The following is a 25,987-nucleotide window of genomic DNA, read 5'->3' as shown; positions in this document are numbered from 1 at the left end:
GCCATGGTCATCATCATCGGATTGGGCAAAACCGGACTCTCCTGTGTCGATTACTTCCTCGGCCGTGGCGTGACGCCACTGGTGATGGATACCCGCGCCAACCCGCCCGGCAAGGATCAACTGCCGCCGGAGGTGGAGCTGATCCACGGGCTCGACGAGGGGCTGCTCAAGCAGGCGCACATGATCGTCGCGAGCCCGGGTATCGCGCTGGCGACCCCCGAACTGAAAGCGGCTGCCGAGTGTGGCGTGCAGATCGTCGGTGACATCGAGCTGTTTGTGCGCGAGACCCAGACCCCGGTCATCGCCATCACCGGCTCGAACGGCAAGAGCACCGTCACTACCCTGGTGGGCGAGATGATTGCCGAAGCCGGCCTCAATGTCGGCGTGGGTGGCAATATCGGCACGCCTGCACTGGAGCTGCTCAAGCAGCCGATGGATCTCTGCGTGCTGGAGCTCTCCAGCTTCCAGTTGGAAACTACTCACAGTTTGCGTGCTGCCGCCTCCGTGGTGCTGAATCTCTCAGAAGATCACATGGATCGTTATCAGGGCATGGCCGACTATCGCGCCGCCAAGATGGAGATCCATCAGCACTCCAAACACATTCTGGTCAATCGTGATGATGCCCAGACCCTGCCTGATGTGGGTCAGGTGTGGCAGAGCTTTGGTCTCGACTGCAATGGCTATGGCCGCTGCCTGCTGGATGGCCGCTACTGGTTGACCCTGCACGGTGAACCACTGCTGGCGGTGGACGAGATGAAGATCGTCGGTGCCCACAATCAGGCCAACGCGCTGGCCGCCATGGCGCTGTGCGATGCGGTCGGTATTCCCCGTGCGGCTCAGCTTACCGTGCTGCGTCGTTTCGAGGGCTTGCCCCATCGCGCCCGCTTCGTGCGCGAGGTGAACGGGGTGCGCTGGATCAACGACTCCAAGGCCACCAACGTGGGTGCCACGCTGGCTGCCGTTGCCGGTGTGCGCGAGTCGGTCAAGGGGCGCCTGCTGCTGCTGGCCGGTGGTCAGGGCAAGGGGCAGGATTTTGGCCCGATCCAGGCGCTGTTGGGCAACCAGATCGATCACATGTACTGCTTCGGTCAGGATGCCGAGGTGCTGCTGGCACTGGGCGAGCAGACCGAACGGGTGGCCGACCTGGCCGCTGCAGTTGCCAAAGCGGCTTCCGATGCCAAGCCCGGTGACTGGGTGCTGCTGGCGCCAGCCTGTGCCAGCCTCGATCAGTTCAAGTCGTTCGAGGTGCGTGGCGATCGCTTCACCGAAATGGTGCTGGCACTATGAACGCCCTTCGCGCAGCAGCAGGTTTGTTCCAGCGCTGGTTGTTACCGGCGCGTCCTGCCGGTCTTTACGATCGGCAGCTGGTACTGCTGGCGCTCTCCCTGATGGCGGTCGGGGTGGTCATCGTGGCCTCGGCGTCGATCCCCGAAGGGATTGCGCTGGGAGATGACCCCTTCATGTTTGTGAAGCGTCACGCCCTGTTTCTGGTGATGGCGCTCGGTATCTCCTGGTTTGTGTTGCAGGTGCCGATGGCGCGCTGGCAACAGCACAACGGCCCCATGCTGCTGCTGGCGATCTTGATGCTGGTGCTGGTGCTGCTGGTGGGCCGCAACGTTAACGGTGCGGTGCGCTGGTTGCCGCTTGGCCCCTTCAACCTGCAGCCTGCCGAGTTTGGCAAGCTGGCGCTGTTTGTCTATCTGGCCGGTTATCTGGTGCGGCGCCAGAGCGAAGTGCGCGAAGCCTGGATCGGCTTCCTGAAACCGCTGGCAGTGTTCGGGGTGCTGGCGGTCTTGCTGCTGTTGCAGCCTGACCTGGGTTCCACCGTGGTGATGTTCGTTACCTCGTTCGGCATGCTGTTTCTGGCCGGAGCCCGACTGGGACAGTTTTTGACCCTGATCGGCGCGGGTCTCGGCTCGGTGGTGATGCTGATCATCGTCGAGCCCTACCGGATGCGGCGGGTGACCTCCTTTATGGATCCCTGGGCCGACCCGTTCGGCAGCGGCTACCAGTTGACCCAGTCGCTGATGGCGTTTGGTCGTGGCAGCTGGTTTGGCGAAGGGCTTGGCAACTCTATCCAGAAGATGGAGTACCTGCCGGAAGCGCACACTGACTTCGTGTTTGCGATCCTCGGTGAAGAGTTGGGTTACGTCGGGGTGCTGGGCGCCCTGTTCCTGATTTTTGCGCTGGCGGTCAAGGCGCTCAAGCTGGGGCATCGCGCGCTGGTGGCTGAGCGGCTCTATGACGGTTATCTGGCCATCGGCATCGGCATCTGGTTCAGCTTCCAGACCTTCGTTAACGTCGGCGCGGCTAGCGGCATGATGCCGACCAAGGGCTTGACCCTGCCGCTGGTGAGTTACGGTGGTTCCAGTCTCATCATCATGTCGGTGGCGGTGAGCATGTTGATTCGAATCGATTTTGAGTTGCGTCAGGCGACAGCCCAGGCGCGCGTGCGGGAGGTTTAGTGAGCAAGACTCTGTTGGTGATGGCAGGTGGTACCGGTGGGCATGTGTTCCCCGGTCTGGCCGTGGCCGATCGCCTGAAGGCCCAGGGCTGGACTGTCCACTGGCTCGGCACTGCCGACCGGATGGAGGCGGAGCTGGTGCCCGCCCACGGTTATCCCATCTCCTTCATCGATATTCAGGGAGTACGTGGCAACGGCATCAAGCGACTGCTGGTGGCGCCCTATCGCATCGTCAAGTCGATCCTGCAGGCGCGTCAGGTGCTCAAGACCGTTCGTCCTGATGTGGTGCTCGGCATGGGCGGTTTTGCTTCCGGCCCGGGTGGCGTGGCGGCCTGGTTCTCCGGCATCCCGCTGCTGCTCCATGAGCAGAATGCTGCTGCCGGCATGACCAACAAGTTGCTGGCTCGTATCGCCAGGCGGGTGCTGATGGCATTTCCGGGCGCCTTCGTGCCGAGCCGTCGCACCGCCGTGGTCGGTAATCCGGTGCGTCCCGAAGTGGTCGCTCTGCCGGATCCACAACTGCGCAGCGGGGATGAGCCACTGCATCTGCTGATCGTGGGCGGCAGTCTGGGAGCGCGGGTGCTCAACGAGCAGGTACCTGCTGCGGTGGCAGCATCCGGCGTGCCTATTGAAGTGCGTCACCAGTGTGGCAAGGGCAATGCTGAGGCCGTCTCTGCTGCCTATGCCCAGCACGGCATCAATGCCGAGGTGAGCGAATTTATCAAGGATATGGCCAGCGCCTACGCCTGGGCTGACCTGGTGGTCTGCCGTGCCGGTGCACTGACTGTTTCCGAAGTGGCTGCCGCCGGTGTGGCTGCCATTTTCGTGCCGCTGCCCCATGCGGTGGATGATCACCAGACTCGTAACGCCCTGACCCTGGTCGACGGCGGTGCGGCCGAGTTTCTGCCCCAGTCCGAGCTGAATACCGCATCGCTGGCGGCGCGCCTGACCTGGCTGGCTGGTCGCCGGGAGACCCTGTTTAACATGGCGAAAGCGGCTCGTCGCGTTGCCATCACAGATGCGGCCGAGCGGGTTGCAGATGAGTGCAAACAGCTCGCAACCGGGCAGTGTGGTAAAGATTGATGAGCAAGGTTGCAGCGGTGACACCGGGCAGCCTTGTACCTGTATGTATTGATGCCGCCGTGCAGCCGCGCTTTGACGGCACATGGCCTGCGGCAGACTAAAGAGACGATTATGACCAAGGTTGAACTGGCAAAACTGCGCACTGTGATCCCCGAAATGCGCCGCGTGCGTCGCATCCACTTTATCGGCATCGGTGGTGCCGGTATGGGCGGGATCGCCGAAGTGCTTGCCAACGAAGGGTATCAGGTAACGGGTTCTGATCTGGCTCGCAACGCCGTGACCGAGCGGTTGGCCGGACTGGGCGCGCACATCTTCGTCGGGCACAGTGCCGAACACGTTGAGGGTGCCAGCGTGGTGGTGGTCTCTACCGCCATCAAGCAGGACAACCCGGAGCTGCTGGCTGCCCGTGAACTGCGGATCCCGGTGGTGCGCCGCGCCGAGATGCTGGCCGAGCTGATGCGTTTCCGTCACGGTATCGCCATCGCCGGTACCCACGGCAAGACCACCACCACCAGTCTGGTGGCGAGCATCTATGCCGAAGCCGACCGCGATCCGACCTTCGTCATCGGTGGCCTGCTCAACAGTGCCGGCACCAATGCCCGCCTGGGCAGCAGCCGCTACCTGATTGCCGAGGCGGACGAGAGCGACGCCTCTTTCCTGCATCTGCAGCCGATGGTCTCTATCGTGACCAACATCGAAGCGGATCACATGGACACCTACGGCGGTGATTTCTCCAAGCTGAAGGCCACCTTCATCGAGTTTCTGCACAATCTGCCCTTCTACGGACTGGCGGTGGTCTGCATCGATGATCCGGTGATCCGTGGCATGTTGCCCGAGATTGCCCGTCCGACCTTGACCTACGGTCTCTCTGACGATGCAGATGTGCAGGTGCTGGATTTTGTCCAGACCACCAACCACAGCTGCTTCCGTGTTCGCCGCAAAGAGGCGGGTGAGCTGCTGGTGACCCTCAATTTGCCGGGTATTCACAACGCATTGAACGCCGCAGCGGCGATAGCTGTCGCGACAGAGGACGGTGTTAGCGACGAGGCCATCATCTCTGCTCTGGCCAAATTTGAAGGGGTCGGTCGTCGCTTCCAGCAGTATGGCGAGTTTGAAACCGGTCGCGGCAAGGCGATGCTGGTGGACGATTACGGTCACCACCCGAGCGAAGTGAAGGTCACCATCAACGCCGCCCGTGCCGGTTGGCCCGAGAAGCGTCTGGTGATGGTGTTCCAGCCGCACCGTTATACCCGCACCCGCGACCTCTACGAGGACTTCGCCGATGTGCTCTCCAAGGTAGACGTGCTGGTGATGCTGGAGGTTTATGCTGCCGGTGAGGAGCCGATCCCGGGCGCTGATGGACGGGCACTGTGCCGCTCCATTCGCTCGCGTGGCAACCTGGAACCCATCTTCGTCGCCACGCCAGATGACGTGCCAGCCGTGCTGGCCGACCTGATCGGCGAGGGGGATTTGGTGCTGACTCAAGGCGCCGGGAACGTCGGGGCACTGGCCCGTCGTCTCGGAGAGATGAAATTGAGCATAGATAGCATGAAATCTGGCGCCTGAGGGCCCAATGAGTATTTTGACCGCCAAGCCGGGGCCTATATAATGGCGAACCGGTCTGTCAAAGGCCGGTTTAGCGCGTTACACGGGGATCGATCGGGTGGAGGCAAGGGCACAGGGGCGCACCAAGGGTGGCTTCATCGCAGGGGTAGCATTTTTCCTGCTGGTGATATGGGGCTGCTACCGGACGGCGCTGGATGTTAAAGGTTGGCTGACAGATGCCAACCGGTTGCCCATGAGCGAGCTGTTGCTGCAGGGGCAACACCAGTATTTGCAAACCGAAGAGCTGCGGATGGCCGTGCTGGATGGCGCCGAGCTGCGCAACTTCTTCGAATTGGACGTCAACGAATTGCAGGCACGGCTCAATGCCTTGCCATGGGTGGCCTCGGTCTCGGTACGAAAGAAGTGGCCGAACAAGATCAAGATCTACCTCACGGAACAAGATGTGGCGGCGCGCTGGAATGGCAACCGCTTCGTCAACACCAAGGGCAAGGTATTCAGTGCCCCGGATCGGGTCAAGACGCCGCTGTTGCAGCTGTCAGGGCCGGATGATCAGGCCGCCCGGGTGTTGAAAGAGAGTCGGCAGTACGAGTCGCAACTGGCTGCCAAGGGATACAAGTTGCTGGGGGTGAATCTGACCCCCCGCCATGCCTGGGAACTGACCCTGGATGGCAATATCAAGCTGTTCCTGGGACGCAATGACATTGCGCTCCGGTTGCAGCGGTTTATCGATGCCTTCCCGGTTATCGAACCCCGTGCGCAAGTCGCCTACGTGGATCTTCGATACGACACCGGAATGGCAGTTGGCTGGAAGAAGAGCGAAGAGAAAGTGCATGACCAACACCGCAGATAGGAATTTGATTGTCGGACTGGATATCGGCACAACCAAGGTGGCGGTTCTGGTCGGGGAAGTATTGCCGGACGGTGAACTGAACGTCATCGGTATGGGCAGTCACGCTTCTCGCGGAATGGAGAAGGGCGGGGTCAATGACCTCGACTCCGTGGTCAAGTCACTGCGCCGCGCGGTGGAAGAGGCCGAGATGATGGCGGATTGCCAGATCAGCTCGGTTTACCTCGGTTTGTCCGGCAAGCATATCGACTGCCGCAACGAGACCGGTATGGTGCCCATCTCCGATGAAGAGGTGACCCAGGAGGATGTGGACAACGTGATCCACACCGCCAAGTCGGTTCGCCTCTCCGACGAGTTGCGGGTGCTGCATGTACTGCCTCAGGAGTTTGCCATCGATTATCAGGAAGGGATCAAGAATCCGGTTGGCCTCTCCGGTGTACGGATGGCTGCCAAGGTTCACCTGATCACCTGCCACAACGACATGGCTCGCAACATCGAGAAGTGTGTCGAGAAAGTGGGTCTGCGAGTCGATCAACTGATCTTCTCCGCGCTGGCCTCCAGCTATGCGGTGTTGACCGAAGACGAGAAAGAGCTGGGGGTCTGCGTGGTGGACATCGGTGGCGGCACCATGGATATGTCGCTGTTTACCGGCGGTGCCCTGCGCCACACCAAGGTGATCCCGTATGCTGGCAGCACTGTGACCAGCGATATCGCCTACGCCTTCGGCACGCCGCCGCTCGACGCAGAAGCGATCAAGGTGCGCTACGGCTGTGCCCTCGGTCGTCTGGTCAGCAAGGAAGACAATATTGAAGTACCCAGTGTCGGCGGTCGCCCGGCGCGCAGCCTGCAACGGCAGACACTGGCTGAAGTGATTGAGCCCCGTTACACCGAGTTGCTCTCCATGGTGAATGATGAGCTGGTGCGGGTACAAAGCGAGTTGAAAGCGCAGGGGGTCAAGCATCAGCTGGCAGCCGGTGTGGTCTTGACCGGCGGCGCTGCCCAGATTGAAGGCATTGTGGAGTGTGCAGAGCAGATCTTCCAGAGCCAGGTCCGGGTGGGAGAGCCCATGAACATACGTGGTTTGAGTGATTACGTGCAGGCACCGGTGTACTCGACTGCGGTCGGGTTGCTGCAATATGGCCGCACCCATCAAGCCACAGGTAGCAACAAAGAATATGCCGCCAAGGCAAGCGTCGGTGGCCTGGTCAAACGGGTTAGCAACTGGCTGCGTGGCGAGTTCTAAGAATTTTGCTGAGTCAGGCAAATAAAGCGGAGAGACAACATGTTTGAATTTATGGATAGCCACACTGACGAAGCCGTCATTAAAGTGATCGGTGTAGGTGGCGGCGGCGGTAACGCTGTCGAGCACATGGTTCGTCAAAATATTGAGGGTGTTGAGTTCATTACCGTCAACACCGATGCCCAGGCACTGCGTAACTCCAGCGCCAACACTACCCTGCAGATCGGCGGTGGCATCACCAAGGGTCTGGGTGCCGGCGCCAATCCGGAAGTGGGTCGTGATGCGGCCATGGAAGATCGCGAAGCGCTGCGTGAGCTGCTGACCGGTTCCGACATGGTGTTCATCGCTGCCGGTATGGGCGGTGGTACCGGTACCGGTGCTGCGCCGATCGTGGCCGAAGTGGCACGCGAGATGGGCATCCTGACCGTTGCTGTGGTGACCAAGCCGTTCTCCTTCGAAGGGAAGAAGCGGATGGGCTTCGCCGCGCACGGTATCGAAGAGCTCTCCAAGAATGTCGACTCCCTGATCACCATCCCCAACGACAAGTTGCTGAAGGTGCTGGGTCGCGGTATCTCCTTGCTGGATGCCTTCAAGGCGGCCAACGATGTACTGCTTGGCGCGGTACAGGGCATTGCCGAGCTGATCACCCGTCCGGGCTTGATCAACGTCGACTTCGCGGACGTGCGTACCGTAATGCGCGAAATGGGTACTGCCATGATGGGTACCGGTTCCGCCTCCGGCGATGACCGTGCCGAAGAAGCGGCCGAGAAAGCCATCTCCAGCCCGCTGCTGGAAGATGTGGATCTGGCTGGTGCCCGTGGCATCCTGGTCAACATCACCGCCGGTATGGACATGACCATCGAAGAGTTCGAAACCGTGGGTAACGCGGTCAAGGCCTTCGCTTCCGAAAACGCCACTGTAGTTGTGGGTACCGTAATCGATCCGGAAATGCACGACGAACTGCGTGTGACCGTAGTTGCTACCGGTATCGGTGCCGAGCGCAAGCCGGACATCACGCTAGTCAAGAGCAGCCAGGTGCAAGAGCGCCCGGTGCGTCAGCCGCTGGTTAGCGACATGATGCAAGGCCGCGTGATGGACGAAGCCCCGGCCAAGGTGGTCAACGCCGAGCCGCAAGCTCGTCGTGAACCGGATTACCTGGATATTCCGGCGTTCCTGCGCAAGCAAGCTGACTAAGCCTCTTATGGCTCTCGTTTGTTTGTTGTTCAAGGAATGTGCTAAGATGGCCTGCCAACGACCATCTGGTCCGGATTTTAAGCTGTTTAGGGTACACCCATGATTAGACAAAGAACCTTGAAAACGAGTGTACAGGCGACTGGTGTCGGCCTGCATTCGGGCCGGAAAGTCACCATGACGTTCCGTCCGGCGCCTGTGAACACAGGGATCGTTTACTTGCGTACCGACCTGAATCCTGTGGTGGAGCTGCCAGCCAATGCCGATCAGGTGCGTGATACCGTGCTCTGTACCGCTCTGGTCAACGAAGCCGGTGTCCGTGTCTCTACCATTGAGCACCTCTCCGCCGCGCTGGCCGGGATGGGGATCGATAACCTCTACGTTGAGGTTGACGCGCCCGAGATCCCGGTGATGGATGGCAGTGCGCATCCCTTTATCTACCTGCTGCAGGAAGTCGGGATCCGTGAGCAGAATGCTGCCAAGCAGTTTGTGCGGATCAAGAAGAGCATCCGGGTTGAAGACGGCGACAAGTGGGCGGAATTCCACCCTTATCGCAACGGCTTCAAGATGGATCTCGAGATCGATTTCCAGCATCCGGTCTTTGAAGGGCGCAATCAGCGTTGCGTACTGGACTTCTCCGGTGCCTCCTTCGTGAAAGAGATCAGCCGTGCCCGTACCTTCGGGTTCATGCGTGATATCGAGTACCTGCGTTCCCAGAACCTGGCGCTTGGCGGAAGCCTGGAAAACGCCGTGGTTTTGGACGACTATCGGGTGCTGAACGAAGACGGTTTGCGTTATGAGGACGAGTTCGTCAAGCACAAGATGCTGGACGCGATCGGTGACCTCTATATGTGTAACCGCAGCATCATCGGTGAGTTCCGTGCCTACAAGACCGGACATGCCCTGAACAACAAGCTGCTGCGTGCCTTGCTGGCCGAGCAGGAGGCTTGGGAACTGGTGACCTTCGAGGGTGAGGGCGACAAAGCGCCTATCGCTTACTACGATAACGGTCTGGTTCTGGCCTGATAGCTGTGCAACGGAACGTCGGTCCTCTCTCCGCACCGACGTTCCGTCATTTGTTTACTCCATCCTTTAATACCGATTATCTCCCGGTTTTATTTCCCGTGCAGGCTCTTGGCCGCACCTGACCGAGCAGACTGATTTCTATGAGCATTACCCTGATCCTCCACGGCAAGCAGCGACGCAAGTTGCACCTGCCCAAACAACGTCTGGCCTGGGTCGGCGGTATTCTCTTCTCCCTGTTGGCCCTTGGTGGTGGTTGGCTCTGGCAGAGCTGGCACCAGAAAATGGAGGCGCTGGAAGTGGCGCTTGCCGTTGCCGAGCAACAGTCCGTTGACCAGAGTGGTGACGAAGCCCGTGAACAGTTGGCGATGCTGGCTGCTCAGGTGGGCACCATGCAGGGTCAGCTTGGCCGTCTCAATGCCCTCGGTGAACGATTGACCGAGCAGGCCGATCTCGATCCCGACGAGTTCAATTTCAAAGAGCTGCCCCCCATGGGCGGCCCTTCTTATGATGAAGAGCTAGAAGTGAGCCTCAACGAGCTGCAAGCCTCGATGAAGCACCTCAGCCAGCAGCTCAGCAGCCGTGAAGAGCAGCTGTCGGTACTTGAATCTTTCATCATGAATCACCATATCACCGATGCCGGTTTTATTTCCGGCACGCCAGTCAAACAGGAGCGAGTTTGGGTCTCGTCCGGGTTTGGTGGACGGGTCGATCCGTTCAACGGGCGTGCCAAGATGCACAAAGGGGTCGATTTCCGTGGTAAACCCGGAACCCCGATTCTGGCCACCGGGCCCGGTATTGTCAGCTGGGCGGGCCGTCATCCGGAATTTGGCAATATGGTGGAGATTAATCACGGCAATGGCCTGGTCACCCGCTATGCCCACAACTCCAAGTTACTGGTCGAGGTGGGCACTCTGGTTGATCAGGGTCAGAAGATTGCCTTGATGGGACGCACCGGTCGCGCGACCGGGGTCCATCTGCATTACGAAGTGTTGAAAGATGGTCGTCAGGTCAACCCCGCACGCTTTCTCAGTGCCAGACGGGGTTAGGTTTTTTTCTTCAGGTTCCAGTGACGGAACGCTTTTATAACCAGAAATAGTTGGTACCCATGATTAGCACACTGCTTACCAAGATTATCGGCAGCCGGAACGACAGAACGCTCAAGGCTTTGCGCAAAATTGTAAAACAGATCAATGCCATGGAGCCGCAGTTCGAGGCTCTCTCCGATGCCGAGTTGCAGGCCAAAACGGCCGAGTATCGTCAGCGTATCGAGCAGGGTGAGACCCTGGAGCAGTTGCTGCCGGAAGCGTTCGCGACCGTGCGTGAAGCCTCCAAGCGGGTGTTCGGCATGCGTCACTTCGACGTGCAGCTGATCGGCGGCATGGTGCTGAACTCCAACCGCATCGCGGAAATGAAAACCGGTGAAGGTAAGACTCTTACTGCGACTCTGCCAGCTTACCTGAACGCCCTGAGTGGCCGTGGTGTGCACGTGGTGACGGTGAACGACTATCTGGCCAAACGTGACGCTGAGGCAAACCGCCCGCTGTTCGCCTTCCTCGGCATGACAGTCGATTGCAACGTGCCCGGTATGGATGCGTCCCAGAAGCGTGACGCCTACGCCGCCGACATCACCTACGGTACCAACAACGAATTCGGTTTTGACTACCTGCGCGACAACATGGCGTTCTCGCCGGAGCAGCGCGTACAGCGTCCGCTCAACTACGCGCTGGTGGATGAGGTGGACTCGGTGCTTATCGATGAAGCTCGTACTCCGCTGATCATCTCCGGCCCAGCCGAAGACAGCTCCGAGCTCTATATCCGCGTCAACAAGCTGATCCCACTGCTGGTCAAGCAGGATAAGGAAGACACCGAAGAATACACCGGCGATGGTCACTACACGGTGGATGAGAAGAACCGTCAGGCGCTGCTGACCGAAAACGGTCAGATCTTCGTGGAAGAGCTGCTCAAGAAAGAGGGGCTGCTGGACGAGAACGACTCCCTGTTCTCCGCCTCCAACATCAGCCTGCTGCACCACGTCAATGCGGGCCTGCGTGCTCACACCCTGTTCGAGCGCAACGTGGACTACATCGTCCAGAAAGACGAAATCGTCATCGTTGACGAACATACCGGCCGTACCATGCCGGGTCGTCGCTGGTCCGATGGTCTGCATCAGGCCGTTGAAGCGAAGGAAGGGGTGAAGATCCAGAACGAGAACCAGACGCTGGCATCCATCACCTTCCAGAACTACTTCCGTCTCTACAACAAGCTGGCGGGGATGACAGGTACTGCAGATACAGAAGCCTTTGAATTCCAGCAGATTTATGGCCTGGATACCGTGGTTATCCCGACCAACAAGCCGATGGTGCGCAAGGACATGGGCGATCTGGTCTACCTGACCGCCAACGAGAAGTATGCCGCCATCATCGAAGATATCCGTCAGTGCGTGGCCAAGGGCCAGCCTGTACTGGTTGGTACCGTCTCTATCGAGAACTCCGAGCTGCTCTCCGGCATCCTGACCAAAGAGAAGATCCCGCACAAGGTGCTGAACGCCAAGTTCCACGCCATGGAAGCGGAGATCGTTGCCCAGGCTGGTCAGACAGGTGCGGTGACTATCGCGACCAACATGGCCGGTCGTGGTACCGACATCGTGTTGGGCGGCAACTGGCAGGCAGAGATTGCCAAGCTGGAGAACCCGACCAGCGAGCAGATTGCCGAGCTGAAAGCCGCCTGGCAGGTGCGTCACGATGCGGTGCTGGCCGCCGGTGGTCTGCACATTATCGGTACCGAGCGTCACGAGTCCCGCCGTATCGATAACCAGCTGCGCGGCCGTTCCGGTCGTCAGGGTGACCCGGGTTCCTCCCGTTTCTACCTCTCCATGGAAGATACCCTGATGCGGATCTTCGCCTCCGATCGCGTGACCGGCATGATGAAGAAGCTGGGCATGGAAGAGGGCGAAGCCATCGAGCACCCATGGGTCACCAAGGCGATCGAAAATGCCCAGCGCAAGGTGGAAGGTCGCAACTTCGACATCCGCAAGAGCTTGCTGGAGTTTGATGACGTTGCCAACGACCAGCGCAAGGTGGTCTACGAGCAGCGCAACGAGCTGCTGGATACCAACGACATCTCCGAGACCATCCACGTTATCCGTGACGATGTCTACGGCGCGGTGATCGACGAGTACATCCCGCCCCAGTCTCTGGAAGAGATGTGGGATGTGCCGGGACTGGAAGCACGCCTGAAGGCGGACTTCGCGCTGGATCTGCCGCTGCAACAGTGGTTGGCGGAAGATGACAAGCTGTACGAAGAGAAGCTGCGCGAGCGCATTCTGGACGAAGCCACCAAGCTCTATGCCCACAAGGAGGAGCTGGTTGGCAAAGAGGTGCTGCGCAACTTCGAGAAAGCGGTGATGCTGCAAACTCTGGATGGTCTCTGGAAAGAGCATCTGGCGGCCATGGATCACCTGCGTCAGGGCATCCATCTGCGCGGTTACGCCCAGAAGAACCCCAAGCAGGAGTACAAGCGCGAGTCCTTCGATCTGTTCACCCAGATGCTGGAAACCCTCAAGCGCGACGTGGTCAGCATCCTGAGTCGTGTTCAGGTTCAGGAGCGCGATGTGGAAGCGATGGAAGAGCAGCAGCGCCAGCAGGCGGAAGCCGCTCCCCGCACCTATACCCACGCCGCCGCTGAGAGCCAGCTGGCCGATGAACAGGCCGCAGGCGAAGAGGGGCACACCACCTTCGTACGTGACGAGCAGAAGGTCGGTCGCAACGATCCCTGCCCGTGCGGCTCCGGCAAGAAGTACAAGCACTGCCACGGTCAGTTGACCTGATCGACGCTATGCCATAACAGGCGGGCCAAGTGCCCGCCTTGTTATTGGTGGCAACAAGCGAACAGAGGTAATTGATGGAACAGAAAAAACGGATCTGGGTGGCGGTTGGCGTCATCGAGAATGAACGGGGCGATATCTTCATCGCCCGACGCTCCTCCGATCGCCATCAGGGGGGTCGCTGGGAGTTTCCCGGTGGCAAGGTGGAGTCGGGTGAGGATCTGCTCACCGCGCTGGATCGGGAGCTGTGGGAAGAGATCGGCATCCGGGTATTGGATTGTGCCCCCTTCATGGAACTGCAGCACGACTACCCCGAGAAGCAGGTATTGCTGGATATCTGGAAGGTGACCCGTTTCAGCGGCGAGCCGTTCGGCAAGGAGGGGCAGGAGTGCCTGTGGGTGCCGGTGGCCGAGCTGAACAACTACCACTTCCCCGATGCCAATGGCCCGATTGTAGCGCGGCTACAGGGTCTGCAGGCTTGAGCCGGTAGCAATCAACAAGCATCAAAAAAGGGCCAATCGGCCCTTTTTTGATATTGCAGAGGTGAGTGACCAGGGGCTTATAGCCACTGATCGCCCTCTTCCGGCTCCGGCAGCAGATCCGGGTTGATCTCCCCCGGGATGCGCTTCTCTTCATCGGCCCATTCGCCGAGATCGATCAGCTGGCAGCGCTTGCTGCAGAAGGGGCGAAACGGGCTCTGTGGGCCCCACTCCACTTCGCTCTGACAGGTCGGACACTTTACCTTGGTGACCATAAGCCCTCCTTAGCAGCAGGCGAGCTGGAATGGCACGTCGCCAATCGGCTGTTCTGCGGTGGGCAGAAAGCGCAGGGCGAAGCGGTTCTTGTGGCCGCTCAGGGTTGGGTAGCAGAACAGATTGCCCGGCAGCTTGATGCGGATCAGCTCGGCGCTCTCGGCGGTGTCCTGGAAGAAACCGTTGCTGGCAACCTGCTCACTGAAGCTGCCTGATTCACGCCACAGGCGCAGCAGCAGAGTGATGGCATTCATCAGCAGGTTGATATCGCTCAGCCAGCCCTGCATCTGCTGGTGACGGGTGATGGCCGGGGTGCCGAGCCAGTGGTGTAGCTGCGGCACATCGAAGGCACACAGGCCACCGGGGATGGAGAAACGCTGGCGAATGGAGCCGAGCAGACGATCCTCTTTCAGGCGGGCACCCGGGCGTGGTGAATTGAGCAGGTTGCGGGAGAGCTGGCTGCTCTCTTGCTGCATCAGTTTGATCTGCTCCAGATCGACATCGGGCAGGCTGGCCCAGTGGCTCAGACGCTGGCCGAGACGCTCCAGATCCTTGATGAGGTCGGCGCGCAGGTCACCACGCTCAAGCAACTCCTGCAGATCGAACAGCCCCTTGAAGAAGGCGATATGTGCCCAGGATTGTTCACTCTCCAGATTGTCGCGGATCTGGGAAAACAGGGACTCCAGACGAAGATAGGTCCGGCTTTTTTCATTGAGGGGGAAATCGTAAATCATGCCTAATCCTGGCCAGCCATAAACCGGCCTAGTGTACTCACACTTGGCGGCCTTGTTGAGAGGCAATTGCCAGATATGTCTCGTGCAGCGCCAAAATCCGCGTTTTAATCGCCATTTCGCTGCCATTGTGGTTTTCGATGACATCATCCGCCGCCGCGAGGCGTTCCACCCGACTCGCTTGGGCGGCGATGATGGCCTTGGCTTGCTCGGCCGATACCCCATCACGGCGACAGGTGCGCTCAATCTGGGTCGCTTCATCCACATCGATCACCAGCACCCTGTTGGCGAGGCCGGTGAGTTTGTTCTCCACCAGCAGTGGCACCACCAGCAGGCAGTAAGGAGAACTGGCTGCGGCACACTGGCGCAGCATTTCGCTGCGAATGAGCGGATGGAGCAGGGCATTGAGCCACTCCTTGGCCTGTGGATCGCTGAAGACCAGCTCGCGCAGGGCACGACGGTCGAGTTGACCGCTCGGATCAATCACATTCGGGCCAAAATGGTCGGCGATGGCGGCAAGGGCCGGGGTACCTGGCTCGACCACTTCGCGGGCGATCACATCGGCATCCACCACCTCGATACCCAGCGCGGCAAACTGATTGGCGATAGTGGTCTTGCCGCTGCCGATACCACCTGTGATAGCAACTACATACATGGGGGCCTCTTGCTCAAAGCAGGGTAGAGAGATACCAGCGGGTGATGGTATCGCCCCATAGCAGGGCGAGCCAGCCCGCGATGGCGAGGTAGGGGCCGAAGGGGATGGGCTTGCCCTGATGATGTTTTTGCAAGGCGATCAGGCTGATGCCGATCACGGCACCGGCCAGAGATGAGAGCAGCAGAATTATGGGCAGCGCCTGCCAACCGAGCCAGGCGCCCAGCGCCGCCAGCAGCTTGAAGTCGCCATAGCCCATCCCCTCCTTGCCAGTTAGCAGCTTGAAAGCCCAGTAGAGGCTCCAGAGCACCAGATAGCCCGCCATGGCACCGATCACTGCATCAGCCAAGGGGACGAAGCCACCTGCCAGATTGAACAGCAGCCCGCCCCACAGCAGGGGCAGGGTGAGCTGGTCGGGCAGCAACATCTTGTCGAGATCGATGAAGGTGAGGGAGACCAGCCCCCAGGTCAGCAGCAGGGCAGCCAGTGTCCCCCAACCCGGCGTTATGACCATGGCAACGGCCACCGAGAGCAGGGCGGTCAGCAGCTCTACCAGCGGATAGCGGGCCGAGATGGGGACCTGACAGTCGCGGCAACGCCCTTTGAGCCAGAGCCAGCTCAACAGCGGGATGTTTTCCAGCGCAGTGATGGCGTGGCCACAGTGAGGGCATGCGGAGCGGGGGACCATCAGGTTGTAGCGCTCTGGCGCAGTGGCCTCCTCATCGGGGGAAAAGTAGCTGCGATACTCGGCCTGCCACTCCCGCTCCAGCATGATGGGCAAGCGGTGGATCACCACGTTGAGGAAACTGCCGATCATCAGGGAAAAGATAAAAACCAGCGAGAAATAGAGCCAAGGCAAGCCGTGAGCCAGCTCGAGAAGAAGTGTCATAACCAACCGTCAGTTATTAAATGAGGGGAATGGCATGGCTGTGGCGCCATGCCCTGATGAATCAGCCCACCACGTCGCCAAGTTTGAAGATGGGCAAGTACATGGCGATGACCATGCCGCCGACCAGCACCCCCAGCACCACCATGATGAGGGGTTCCAACAAGCTGGTGAGGCCATCGACCAGGTCGTCCACCTCCTGCTCGAAGATGGTGGCAACCTTGGAGAGCATATCATCGATGGCGCCGGACTCCTCGCCGATCATCACCATCTGGATCACCATGTCGGGAAAGAGATCGACGGTGCGCATCGCCACGTTGATCTGCATACCGGCCACCACCTCGTTGCGGATCGCCATTACCGCGGTGCGATAGACATAGTTGCCTGAAGCGCCGGCCGCCGAGATGAGTGCATCGACCAGTGGAATGCCGGCCGAGAAGGTGGTTGAGAGTGTACGGGCAAAGCGAGCCATGGCCGCCTTGTGCAGGATCATCCCGACCACCGGGATGGTAAGTACAAACTTGTCGGTATTGTCCCTTACCTTCTGGGAGGCGCGCCAGGCGCGTACATAGAGGAAGATGGCGAGTGCAGCTCCGCCAAAGAAGACATACCACCAGTTCTGCATAAAGCGTGAGATGCCGATGACAAACTGGGTGAACACCGGCAGCTCGGCGCCGAAGCTCTTGAAGATATCCTCGAACTGGGGGATGACGAACAGCAGCAGGATGGAAGTCACCACGATGGCCACCAGAATAACCATGGTGGGATAGAACATTGCCTTCTTGATCTTCGACTTGAGCGCTTCCGACTTTTCCCGATAGGTGGCGATACGGTCGTAGATGGTCTCCAGCGCACCGGATTGTTCTCCAGCCTCCACCAGATCGCAGTAGAGATCGTCAAAATGGCGGGGGTGGCGGCGCAACGCCTCCGACATGGGGGTGCCGGTTTCGACATCTGCGGCAATCTCCCCCATCAGTTCGCGCATGGCAGCTTTCTCGTGGCTGCGGGCGATGATCTGCAGACTCTGTACCAGTGGTACGCCGGCGGAGAGCATGGTAGTGATCTGGCGGGAAACGATGGCGATATCCATCGGCTTGATCTTGGCGCCACCCTTGGAGAAGAGCCCTTGGGATTTTTTGGCCACCTTGGTGACGTTGACCCCCTGCTTGCGCAGCTCCGCCTTGACGGTATTGATGCTGTCAGCCTGCAGCTCGCCAGAGACCTTCTGCCCCTTGCGATTAACCCCGTGCCAGCGGTAGGCGAAGACTTTTTTGGGGGTATTGTTCTTTTTCGTTAGGGTTGCCATCTTTGCATCCTGCAATTGGGCGGATGGTCAGGGAGTCCCTGAACCATCTGACCTGATAAATATCCTCAAACGGCTTGGCACCATCTGGTCGTTTGCTGGTAAATCATCTTGCTCGCATCTTGGCGAGGTTTAATTGGTGGTAACCCGGTTGACCTCTGCCAGGCTGGTGACCCCGAGCCGGGCTTTCTCCAGTCCTGAGGTCCGCAGGGTACGCATCCCCTCTTTCTGCGCGATAGCGGCGATTTGCAGGGAGTTTGCGCCCTGCATGATCAATTTGGCGATGTTCTCCGACATCAGCATGATTTCGTAGATGCCGACCCGCCCCTTGTAGCCGCCGGAACACTCCTTGCAACCGACCGGTTTGAACAGTCGCAGCCCGGCCGCCAGCTGCTGCGGCGTAAAGCCCAGCTCCAGCAGTTCAGCTTCCGGCACCACTTCCGGCGCCTTGCAGTGGTCGCACAGTTTACGGGCCAACCGCTGGGCCATGATCAGGGTCACCGAGGAGGCGATGTTGAAGGCCGGAACCCCCATGTTCATCATCCGGGTCAGGGTCTCGGCGGCGGAGTTGGTATGCAGAGTGGAAAGTACCAGGTGGCCGGTCTGGGCCGCCTTGATGGCGATTTCGGCGGTTTCGAGATCGCGAATTTCACCCACCATCACCACATCCGGGTCTTGCCGCAAGAAGGAGCGCAGGGCGCTGGCAAAGGTGAGCCCCGCCTTGGGATTGACCTGCACCTGATTGACGCCGGGCAAGTTGATCTCCACCGGATCTTCGGCAGTGGAGATGTTTACCTCGGTGGTGTTGAGAATATTGAGGCCGGTATAGAGCGAGACCGTTTTGCCCGAGCCGGTGGGGCCAGTCACCAGGATCATCCCCTGTGGCTTGGAGAGGGCGCGCAGGTACTGCGCCTTCTGCCGGTCATCAAAGCCGAGTTGCTCGATATTAAGGCGTGCCGCCGAGGAGTCGAGCAGACGGATAACGATCTTCTCCCCCCACATGGTGGGCAGGGTGTTGACCCGCATATCCATCGACTTGTTGCGCGACAGCTTCAGCTTGATGCGGCCATCCTGTGGCAGCCGCCGCTCGGCAATATCGAGCCGCGCCATGACCTTGAGGCGGGCGGAGAAGCGGTTGGAGAGGTTGACCGGCGGCGTAGCGATTTCATGCAGAATGCCGTCGATGCGAAAGCGGACCCGATACTTGAACTCGTAAGGCTCGAAATGCAGGTCGGAGGCGCCGCGCTTGATGGCATCCATCAGGATCTTGTTGATGTACTTGACGATGGGGGCATCGTCATCAGCGGTATTGACGCTCTCGTCCAGCCTGCTGTTCTCGTCGGAGACCTCGAGATCCGAAATTTCGGATTCGTCGATATCCTCCATGCCGAGGGCGTCATTTTCGCTCTCCAGCAGTTTGCCGATGGCGGCGGTGAGCTTGTTCTCCTCCACCAGCAGCGCTTCGGTATGAAGACCGAAGCTGAAGCCAAAGTCCTCCAACGCCGAGACATTGGTCGGATCCGACATGGCGATATAGAGGGTGTGGCCCTGGGTGTAGATGGGCAGGACGTGGTGTTTCTCAATCAGCTTCTGATTGAGGTATTTCTGCGGGATCTCGGCCAAATCGAAGGCGGCAAGATCCAGCAGAGGTACCCCATACTCCAGCTCGCAGAAATCGGCGAGCGCCTTGCTGTCGAGGATCTCGTTCTCTATCAGAAATGTCACAAAGGGTTTGCGCTGGGCCTTGGCCTGGCTCAGATAGCGCTGGGAGTCCTCTTCACTGATCAGTGAAGAGGCGGCCAGGCTTAACGCCAGGCCGCTATTAGGGCTAGAGGTCATGCGTTAGCAGAGGCCGCCATTAAGGCATGAACCACCACGTGTCCAAGTTACTTTTCCTGCAGATATTGCGGGTGTGAGCGTGTATGTAGCTGCACTAGAGCCAATATTGAATGCAGCGATTCCAGTTGCAGTTATTACATTGGTGCTTGGTGTTACAACAACTGACGCTACGTTACCATTAGCGGTATTAATATCAGCAGGCACACCAAGAGTTCCAGAGTTGCAATTTGTGGTGCCGTCTAATGTAGTAAACCCATTGCTTTGAACACAAACTTCGATAGCTGTTTTGTAAGGGCCTGTAGCAGAGACTACTTCAGTAAAGCGAGCCTTCTGGGTGTAGGTCTGATACGCCGGCAGCGCCACCGCGGCCAGAATGGCGACGATCGCGACCACGATCATCAGTTCAATAAGGGTAAAACCCGATTGTTTCTTCATTTGAAATATCCTTTTATCCTTGGTTCCTGGGAAGTGTCGGTAGAAAATCGTCCGAACGTCAGTATCTTATCCGAGCTGTCAGGGGTGGCAACAGAGATTGCTGCCTTTGTTAACTACTTTCATGTCATTTACCAAAAACTTGATGCGAGTCATAAAATAAGTGGCTTCTTATGACTCTTTGTTACGGGTGAAAGCGGGTCCGTCATTACACTCCTTTGCTGAGGGATCTTGCATAAAGAAAAGGCGCCCATGGCGCCTTTTGCAAGTTGTTTATCCGCTTAGGTCGAGTATTTGCTCAGGCCTGCGGGGTGAATCTCACTGCTGGATAAAGCGCATGGAGAGATCGAGCGCCCGTACATGCTTGGTCAGCGCCCCGACCGAGATAAAATCGACACCGGTGGCGGCAAACTCGGCCAGGGTGTCCAGCGTCACATTGCCGGAGACTTCCAGCTTGGCGCGGCCCTGATTGATGGCGACCGCTTCCTGCATCATGGTCACGTCGAAGTTGTCGAGCATCACAATATCGGCCTTTGCCGCCAGCGCCTGTTCGAGTTCTGCCAGTGATTCCACTTCCACCTCCACCGGTTTGCCCGGATTGAGATGACGAGCCTCATTAATCGCCTCGGCAATGCCGCCACAGGCGAGGATGTGGTTCTCTTTGATGAGATAGGCGTCATAGAGCCCGATGCGGTGGTTTTTGCCGCCGCCACAGGTGACCGCGTACTTCTGGGCGGTGCGCAGCCCCGGGATGGTCTTGCGGGTGTCGAGCAGGCGGCAGTCAGTGCCCTCCAGCTCTGCCACATAGCGGGCGGTGAGGGTGGCGACGCCGGAGAGGGTCTGGACAAAGTTCAGCGCATTGCGCTCGCCGGTCAGCAGCAGGCGGGCAGGGCCATGGAGGCGAAACAGCTCCTGATTGGGGGAGAGCACTTCCCCATCCTGCACCTTCCATTCCACCTTCACGTCGCCGCCGAGTTGTACGAACACTTCATCGACCCAGGGCTGGCCGCAGAATACGCCGGCTTCGCGGGTGATGACCCGGGCAGTGGCCATCCGATCCGCCGGGATCAGCTGGGCTGTGATATCGGCGCTGGCGTCCGGTTGGTCCAGTGTGGTGAGGGCATCGCCCAGATCTTCGAGTAGTGCGGCGCGCACGGCGCGGCTGACATCCTGTTGAAACATGCCTTATTCCTGCAAGGGTCTGAGCAGCAGTTGCCGCTCCTTTTGAACCAGCTCCAGCCGACCGAGGGCGTTCATGCCAACCAGCACTTCGTCACCGTCTGCCGCCGGATTGATAAAGATGGCCAGATCGTACAAGGTCAATGGCCCCATCGCCAGCGTTTCGATGGTGCCGTTGCCGACCCGGATCTGCCCCGCAGCGGTATTGACCTGGCTGCTGCCGTGAGCGGTCAGGCCGAGCCGCTCGGCAACCTGCTGCGGGATGGTGATCCGGGTGGCGCCGGTATCGAGCAGCAGTTGCACCGGCTGGCCGTTGATGGCACCCTCCAGACGATAGTGGCCGCTCTGGTCGGCCCGCAACAACAGCTCGCCGCTGGCGGTGACGCTTGGTTGGTTGCGGGAGTGAAAATAGAGGGTCAGCAGGCCCATCAAAGAGAGCCAGGCCAGTAACCACATCCAGCGTGCCGTGTGCTGCATACCCCATCCATATCGAGCGGAAGATGACTCAGCCTAACATACCATTTCCCTTTGATTCAGTGAGTTGGTGTCGGGTTGCCTATCAGGTATCTTCGTTTTCTCGCCATTTATCAGCCAACTCGAGTAGCCGATGACCCAACTCGCTTCGCAACCTTGTTTCTCTATCGATGCCGCTGGCTGGTGCCAGCAGGCGCGCCGGGTGCCTTCTCCTCACCATAATGAACGGGTCTCGCCGGATGATATCTCCCTGCTGGTGGTGCATGGCATCAGCCTGCCGCCGGGGGAGTTCGGCGGCCCCTTTATCGACGATCTCTTTATGGGACGACTCGACCCTGAGGCTCATCCCTATTTTGCCGGTATCCATCAGCTGCGGGTTTCGGCACACTGCCTGATCCGCCGTGATGGCGAGCTGGTGCAGTATGTACCGTTTGGCGCGCGCGCCTGGCATGCGGGTGTCTCGAGCTGGCAGGGGAGGGAGGCATGTAATGACTTCTCCATTGGCATCGAGCTGGAAGGGACTGACGAAACCCCCTATACCGAGGCTCAATACCGGGCGCTGGCGGGGCTCACCCGAGCTATCTCGGAGCGCTATCCGGCGATTACCCACGAAAAAATTGTCGGCCATTGCGATATCGCACCAGGGCGCAAGACGGATCCCGGTGCCAGTTTCCAGTGGGATTACTACCGTCAGTTACTAAACAGCTAAAGTAAATATTCAAATTTAGTTTGGATTTTAAAATCAATGGCTTGCCTATCTGGCAGGCCATTTTTGTCTCTGGTTGCGCAAATGTTATTTGTGAGCGCGGTCAAGAATATTGGTCAGACCATTTTCTATGAGCTAAATCATGTTTCCCCTGCTTTACCTCTTAAGTGGTGGGGTCGATTCTTGACTCAGATCATCTTTTGAGTGGACTTTTCAAAAGGCCTCTGCTAATTTTCGCCCCATCCATAAAATTGGTAATACCAATTTAACAAAGTAGCCTCATGCCCTATCGCAAGATTACGCAACCCAAGTTGGCCGACTCCATTGTCGCCGAGCTGGAACAGATGATTCTGGAAGGCAGCCTGCAACCGGGGCAGAAATTGCCTCCCGAGCGGGAACTCGCCATCCAGTTTCAGGTATCGCGCCCCTCCTTGCGCGAAGCCATCCAGCGACTGGAAGCGCGCGGATTGCTTTATCGCCGTCAGGGCGGCGGCACTTATGTGCAGAATGCCCTGAGCAAGGGGATCGCCGATCCTCTGTTCGAACTGCTCAGTACCCACCCGGAAGCCCAGTATGACCTGCTGGAGTTTCGCCACGCGCTGGAAGGCATCTGTGCCTACTACGCGGCCTTGCGGGGAACCGGGTCTGATTTCGAGCGCATTCGTCAGGTGCAAACCACCATCGAAGAGGCGGGCCAGCTGGGCTCGCTAGTGGCCGAATCGGCAGCCGTCACCCAGTTCTATCTGGCGGTGGCCGAGGCGTCCCACAACGTGGTGCTGCTGCACCTGCTACGGGCCATGAGCCCTATGCTCGAACAGAACATTCTGCAGAATAACGAGATTTTGAATCGCCGCCCGGGAGTGGTAGCCAAGATACGTCGCCATCGCGCGAATCTGATCGAGGCTATTCTTTCGGGGGCTCCGGAGCGGGCCAGAACAGCTTGTCATGAGCATCTGGCCTTTATCGAGGACACCTTGTTGGATATGCAGAGGGAAGACAGCCGGATCCAGCGATCCATGCGTCGGATCCGTCAGCAGGAAAACTAATCCCACAAGGCTTTATTGTCGAATGCTTGCGCCCTTCGCCGTGCAATGCCGTGCAATCACAACAACATAGGAACCAGCCATGTCTGATATCCTGAAGAACGATGTGGACCCGATAGAAACGCTGGAGTGGCTTGCCTCTCTGGAATCCCTGCTGCGTGAAGAGGGTCCGCAACGCGCTCAGTTCATCCTTGAACAGTTGGCCGAGAAAGCCCGCGTAAGCGGTGTGGACGTGGCTGCCAAGGCAAATCGCGATTACATCAACACCATCCCGTCCAGCGACGAGCCGGACTACCCGGGTGACCTGGAGATGGAACGCCGCATTCGCGCCATCATCCGCTGGAACGCCATGATGATCGTGCTGCGCGCGTCCAAGAAAGACCTGGACCTGGGTGGTCACATGTCTTCCTTCGCTTCTTCTGCGACCATCTATGATGTCTGCTTCAACCACTTCTTCCGTGCTCGCAACGAGAAGGATGGTGGCGATCTGGTCTACTTCCAGGGTCACATCTCCCCGGGCATCTATGCTCGCGCCTTTGCTGAAGGTCGTCTGACCGAAGAGCAGCTGGACAACTTCCGTCAGGAAGTGGACGGCAAGGGTATCCCTTCCTATCCGCACCCGAAACTGATGCCGGACTTCTGGCAGTTCCCGACCGTATCCATGGGTCTGGGCCCCATCGCCGCCATCTATCAGGCTCGCTTCCTGAAGTACCTGACCGACCGTGGCATCAAGGATTGCTCCGAGCAGACCGTTTACGCCTTCCTGGGTGACGGCGAGATGGACGAGCCGGAAGCCAAAGGTGCCCTGACCGTTGCCGTGCGTGAAAAGCTCGACAACCTGGTGTTTGTGGTTAACTGCAACCTGCAGCGTCTGGATGGTCCGGTTGTCGGTAACGGCAAGGTCATCAACGAGCTGGAAGGCCTGTTCGCTGGCGCCGGTTGGGACGTGACCAAGGTGATCTGGGGTCGCAAGTGGGATGAGCTGCTGAAGAAAGACACTTCCGGCAAGCTGATCCAGCTGATGAACGAGACCGTGGACGGTGACTACCAAACCATGAAGTCCCGCGATGGTGGCTACATCCGCGAGCACTTCTTCAACCGTTATCCGGAAACTGCCGCGCTGGTCAAAGACATGACCGACGAGGAGATCTTCGCCCTGAACCGCGGTGGTCACGATCCTCGCAAACTGTTCGCCGCATTCAACAAGGCGACCCAGACCAAGGGCAAGCCGACCGTTATTCTGGCCAAGACCATCAAGGGTTACGGCATGGGTGAAGCGGCCGAAGGCAAGAACATCGCTCACCAGGTCAAGAAGATGGAGCTGGACTCCGTGCGTCACCTGCGTGACCGCTTCAACCTGCCGGTGGCCGACGAGCAGCTGGCCGATCTGCCTTACTTGAAGATCGAAGCTGGTTCTGCCGAGCACAAATACCTGCACGACCGTCGCACTGCCCTGAAAGGCTATGTGCCGACCCGTCTGCGCGAAAGCACCACCAAGCTGGAAATTCCGGCACTGGATGCCTTCGGCCCGCTGCTGGGTGAGCAGGCGCGCGAAATCTCCACCACCATGGCGTTCGTGCGTTCCCTGAACGTGATGCTGAAAGACAAGTCCATCGGCAAGCGCATCGTGCCGATCCTGGCTGACGAAGCCCGTACCTTCGGTATGGAAGGTCTGTTCCGCCAGATCGGTATCTACAGCCCGCACGGTCAGCAGTACACCCCGCAAGACCGCGACATCGTCTCCTACTACAAGGAAGACAAGCAGGGTCAGGTTCTGCAAGACGGTATCAACGAGCTGGGCGCCATGTCCTCCTGGCTGGCTGCTGCGACCTCTTACAGCACCAACGATTGCCCGATGATCCCGTTCTACATCTACTACTCCATGTTCGGCTTCCAGCGGATCGGCGACATGGCGTGGGCAGCCGGTGACCAGCAAGCCCGTGGCTTCCTGCTGGGTGCAACCTCCGGTCGTACTACCCTGAACGGCGAAGGTCTGCAGCACGAAGATGGTCACAGCCACATCCTGGCGAACACCATCCCGAACTGCATCTCCTACGACCCGTCCTACGCCTATGAAGTGGCGGTGATCGTACAGGACGGCTTGCGCCGCATGTACGGTGAGAACCCGGAGAACGTGTTCTACTACATCACCACCCTGAACGAGAACTACGCCATGCCGGCCATGCCGGAAGGCGCCGAGGAAGGCATCCGCAAGGGTATCTACAAGCTGGAATCCGTCGCCGGTGCCAAGGCGAAAGTTCAGCTGCTGGGTTGTGGTTCCATCCTGGGTCACGTGCGCAAGGCTGCCCAGATCCTGGCCAGCGAGTACGGCATCGGTTCCGATGTGTTCAGCGTCACCTCCTTCAACGAGCTGGCCCGTGACGGTCAGGACGCGGATCGCTGGAACATGCTGCACCCGACTGCCGAAGCTCGCGTACCGTACATCGCTCAGGTACTGGGTTCCGAAGCCACTATCGCTGCGACCGACTACATGAAGTCCTTCGCCGATCAGGTTCGCGCCTTCGTTCCGACCGAGAACTACCGCGTGCTGGGTACCGACGGTTACGGCCGTTCCGACAGCCGTGCCAACCTGCGTCGTCACTTCGAAGTGAACGAGTTCTACGTGGTGGTTGCTGCTCTGACCGAACTGGCCAAGCGCGGCGAGGTAGACAAGCAGGTTGTGGCCGACGCCATCGCCAAGTACGGCATCGATGCCGACAAGGTCAACCCGCTGTACGCGTAAGTGGATC

The 25,987-nt window shown here is 59.0% G+C and carries 23 protein-coding genes; 14 read left to right on the top strand and 9 right to left on the bottom strand.

Translation table 11 applies throughout. The features are described from left to right. The first annotated feature begins 3 nt into the window (after window positions 1–3). From murD to mutT, 11 genes are all read left to right on the top strand, one after another. Window positions 4–1,287: a UDP-N-acetylmuramoyl-L-alanine--D-glutamate ligase gene (gene murD, locus ACB042_RS14210; RefSeq protein WP_371178607.1), complete on the top strand. Its 1,284-nt coding sequence runs from the start codon at window positions 4–6 to the stop codon at window positions 1,285–1,287. Further along, window positions 1,284–2,465, top strand: a complete 1,182-nt coding sequence (gene ftsW / locus ACB042_RS14205) for a cell division protein FtsW (protein WP_005336154.1) — start codon at window positions 1,284–1,286, stop codon at window positions 2,463–2,465. The genes murD and ftsW overlap by 4 nt, the downstream gene beginning before the upstream one ends. After that, window positions 2,465–3,547 carry an undecaprenyldiphospho-muramoylpentapeptide beta-N-acetylglucosaminyltransferase gene (gene murG / locus ACB042_RS14200; RefSeq protein WP_371178606.1) on the top strand — a complete coding sequence of 361 codons (1,083 nt, stop codon included), beginning with the start codon at window positions 2,465–2,467 and terminating at the stop codon, window positions 3,545–3,547. Before ftsW ends, murG begins: the two co-directional genes overlap by 1 nt. Window positions 3,548–3,658: 111 nt before the next feature. Next, entirely contained in the window at window positions 3,659–5,113 is a 1,455-nt protein-coding gene (gene murC / locus ACB042_RS14195; RefSeq protein ID WP_279490121.1) for a UDP-N-acetylmuramate--L-alanine ligase, read from the top strand. Window positions 5,114–5,210: 97 nt separating this feature from the next. Then, window positions 5,211–5,963, top strand: coding sequence for a cell division protein FtsQ/DivIB (locus ACB042_RS14190; RefSeq protein ID WP_005336149.1), 753 nt, complete (start codon window positions 5,211–5,213; stop codon window positions 5,961–5,963). After that, window positions 5,944–7,203 (top strand): cell division protein FtsA, encoded by a 1,260-nt coding sequence (gene ftsA, locus ACB042_RS14185; protein WP_005336148.1) that lies wholly within the window; start codon window positions 5,944–5,946, stop codon window positions 7,201–7,203. Before ACB042_RS14190 ends, ftsA begins: the two co-directional genes overlap by 20 nt. 39 nt (window positions 7,204–7,242) lie before the next feature. Beyond that, a complete protein-coding gene (gene ftsZ / locus ACB042_RS14180) occupies window positions 7,243–8,394 on the top strand; it encodes a cell division protein FtsZ (protein WP_005336147.1) in 1,152 nt (383 codons plus the stop codon). 99 nt (window positions 8,395–8,493) lie between these two features. Beyond that, a complete protein-coding gene (gene lpxC, locus ACB042_RS14175) occupies window positions 8,494–9,417 on the top strand; it encodes a UDP-3-O-acyl-N-acetylglucosamine deacetylase (RefSeq protein WP_005336146.1) in 924 nt (307 codons plus the stop codon). Between the two features lie 140 nt (window positions 9,418–9,557). Beyond that, complete coding sequence (locus tag ACB042_RS14170; RefSeq protein ID WP_005355107.1) at window positions 9,558–10,463, top strand: M23 family metallopeptidase; 906 nt, start codon at window positions 9,558–9,560, stop codon at window positions 10,461–10,463. A 59-nt stretch (window positions 10,464–10,522) separates the two neighbouring features. Next, the gene (secA, locus tag ACB042_RS14165; protein ID WP_005336144.1) at window positions 10,523–13,243 is read left to right on the top strand and encodes a preprotein translocase subunit SecA; all 2,721 of its coding nucleotides are present in this window, start codon (window positions 10,523–10,525) and stop codon (window positions 13,241–13,243) included. A 74-nt stretch (window positions 13,244–13,317) separates the two neighbouring features. Then, window positions 13,318–13,722, top strand: a complete 405-nt coding sequence (mutT, locus tag ACB042_RS14160; protein WP_371178605.1) for an 8-oxo-dGTP diphosphatase MutT — start codon at window positions 13,318–13,320, stop codon at window positions 13,720–13,722. A 77-nt stretch (window positions 13,723–13,799) separates the two neighbouring features. On the opposite strand, the gene yacG is transcribed toward mutT, so the two are convergent. From yacG to ACB042_RS14115, 9 genes are all read right to left on the bottom strand, one after another. Continuing rightward, window positions 13,800–13,994, bottom strand: a complete 195-nt coding sequence (gene yacG / locus ACB042_RS14155) for a DNA gyrase inhibitor YacG (protein ID WP_005336142.1) — start codon at window positions 13,992–13,994, stop codon at window positions 13,800–13,802. Window positions 13,995–14,003: 9 nt separating this feature from the next. Then, the gene (zapD, locus tag ACB042_RS14150) at window positions 14,004–14,726 is read right to left on the bottom strand and encodes a cell division protein ZapD (RefSeq protein ID WP_005336141.1); all 723 of its coding nucleotides are present in this window, start codon (window positions 14,724–14,726) and stop codon (window positions 14,004–14,006) included. A 37-nt stretch (window positions 14,727–14,763) separates the two neighbouring features. Further along, window positions 14,764–15,378 carry a dephospho-CoA kinase gene (gene coaE, locus ACB042_RS14145; RefSeq protein WP_371178604.1) on the bottom strand — a complete coding sequence of 205 codons (615 nt, stop codon included), beginning with the start codon at window positions 15,376–15,378 and terminating at the stop codon, window positions 14,764–14,766. A 13-nt stretch (window positions 15,379–15,391) separates the two neighbouring features. Further along, window positions 15,392–16,264 carry an A24 family peptidase gene (locus ACB042_RS14140; protein WP_371178603.1) on the bottom strand — a complete coding sequence of 291 codons (873 nt, stop codon included), beginning with the start codon at window positions 16,262–16,264 and terminating at the stop codon, window positions 15,392–15,394. A gap of 61 nt (window positions 16,265–16,325) precedes the next feature. Further along, window positions 16,326–17,567, bottom strand: a complete 1,242-nt coding sequence (locus ACB042_RS14135) for a type II secretion system F family protein (protein ID WP_371178602.1) — start codon at window positions 17,565–17,567, stop codon at window positions 16,326–16,328. Between the two features lie 129 nt (window positions 17,568–17,696). After that, window positions 17,697–19,403 (bottom strand): PilB family type IVa pilus assembly ATPase TapB, encoded by a 1,707-nt coding sequence (tapB, locus tag ACB042_RS14130; protein WP_005336134.1) that lies wholly within the window; start codon window positions 19,401–19,403, stop codon window positions 17,697–17,699. 3 nt (window positions 19,404–19,406) lie between these two features. Next, the gene (gene tapA / locus ACB042_RS14125) at window positions 19,407–19,838 is read right to left on the bottom strand and encodes a type IVa pilus major pilin TapA (RefSeq protein ID WP_201980111.1); all 432 of its coding nucleotides are present in this window, start codon (window positions 19,836–19,838) and stop codon (window positions 19,407–19,409) included. Window positions 19,839–20,153: 315 nt separating this feature from the next. Beyond that, on the bottom strand, window positions 20,154–21,017 hold the full coding sequence (nadC, locus tag ACB042_RS14120) for a carboxylating nicotinate-nucleotide diphosphorylase (protein ID WP_371178601.1): 864 nt from the start codon (window positions 21,015–21,017) through the stop codon (window positions 20,154–20,156). A 3-nt stretch (window positions 21,018–21,020) separates the two neighbouring features. After that, the gene (locus ACB042_RS14115) at window positions 21,021–21,491 is read right to left on the bottom strand and encodes a TIGR02281 family clan AA aspartic protease (protein ID WP_040068932.1); all 471 of its coding nucleotides are present in this window, start codon (window positions 21,489–21,491) and stop codon (window positions 21,021–21,023) included. A gap of 130 nt (window positions 21,492–21,621) precedes the next feature. On the opposite strand from ACB042_RS14115, the gene ampD reads away from it, so the two are divergent. The 3 genes from ampD to aceE all read left to right on the top strand — a co-directional run bounded on the left by ampD (window position 21,622) and on the right by aceE (window position 25,980). Beyond that, window positions 21,622–22,197 (top strand): 1,6-anhydro-N-acetylmuramyl-L-alanine amidase AmpD, encoded by a 576-nt coding sequence (gene ampD, locus ACB042_RS14110; RefSeq protein WP_149152026.1) that lies wholly within the window; start codon window positions 21,622–21,624, stop codon window positions 22,195–22,197. 278 nt (window positions 22,198–22,475) lie between these two features. Further along, window positions 22,476–23,240, top strand: coding sequence for a pyruvate dehydrogenase complex transcriptional repressor PdhR (gene pdhR, locus ACB042_RS14105; RefSeq protein ID WP_005336127.1), 765 nt, complete (start codon window positions 22,476–22,478; stop codon window positions 23,238–23,240). Window positions 23,241–23,319: 79 nt separating this feature from the next. Then, complete coding sequence (gene aceE / locus ACB042_RS14100; protein ID WP_005355086.1) at window positions 23,320–25,980, top strand: pyruvate dehydrogenase (acetyl-transferring), homodimeric type; 2,661 nt, start codon at window positions 23,320–23,322, stop codon at window positions 25,978–25,980. The last annotated feature ends 7 nt before the right edge of the window (window positions 25,981–25,987 follow it).

The sequence above is a fragment of the Aeromonas sp. S13(2024) genome (assembly GCF_041402405.1).
Lineage (GTDB): Bacteria > Pseudomonadota > Gammaproteobacteria > Enterobacterales > Aeromonadaceae > Aeromonas > Aeromonas veronii.
The sequence above is the reverse complement of the archived record's forward strand: the minus strand, read 5'-3'. Positions and strand labels throughout refer to the sequence as shown.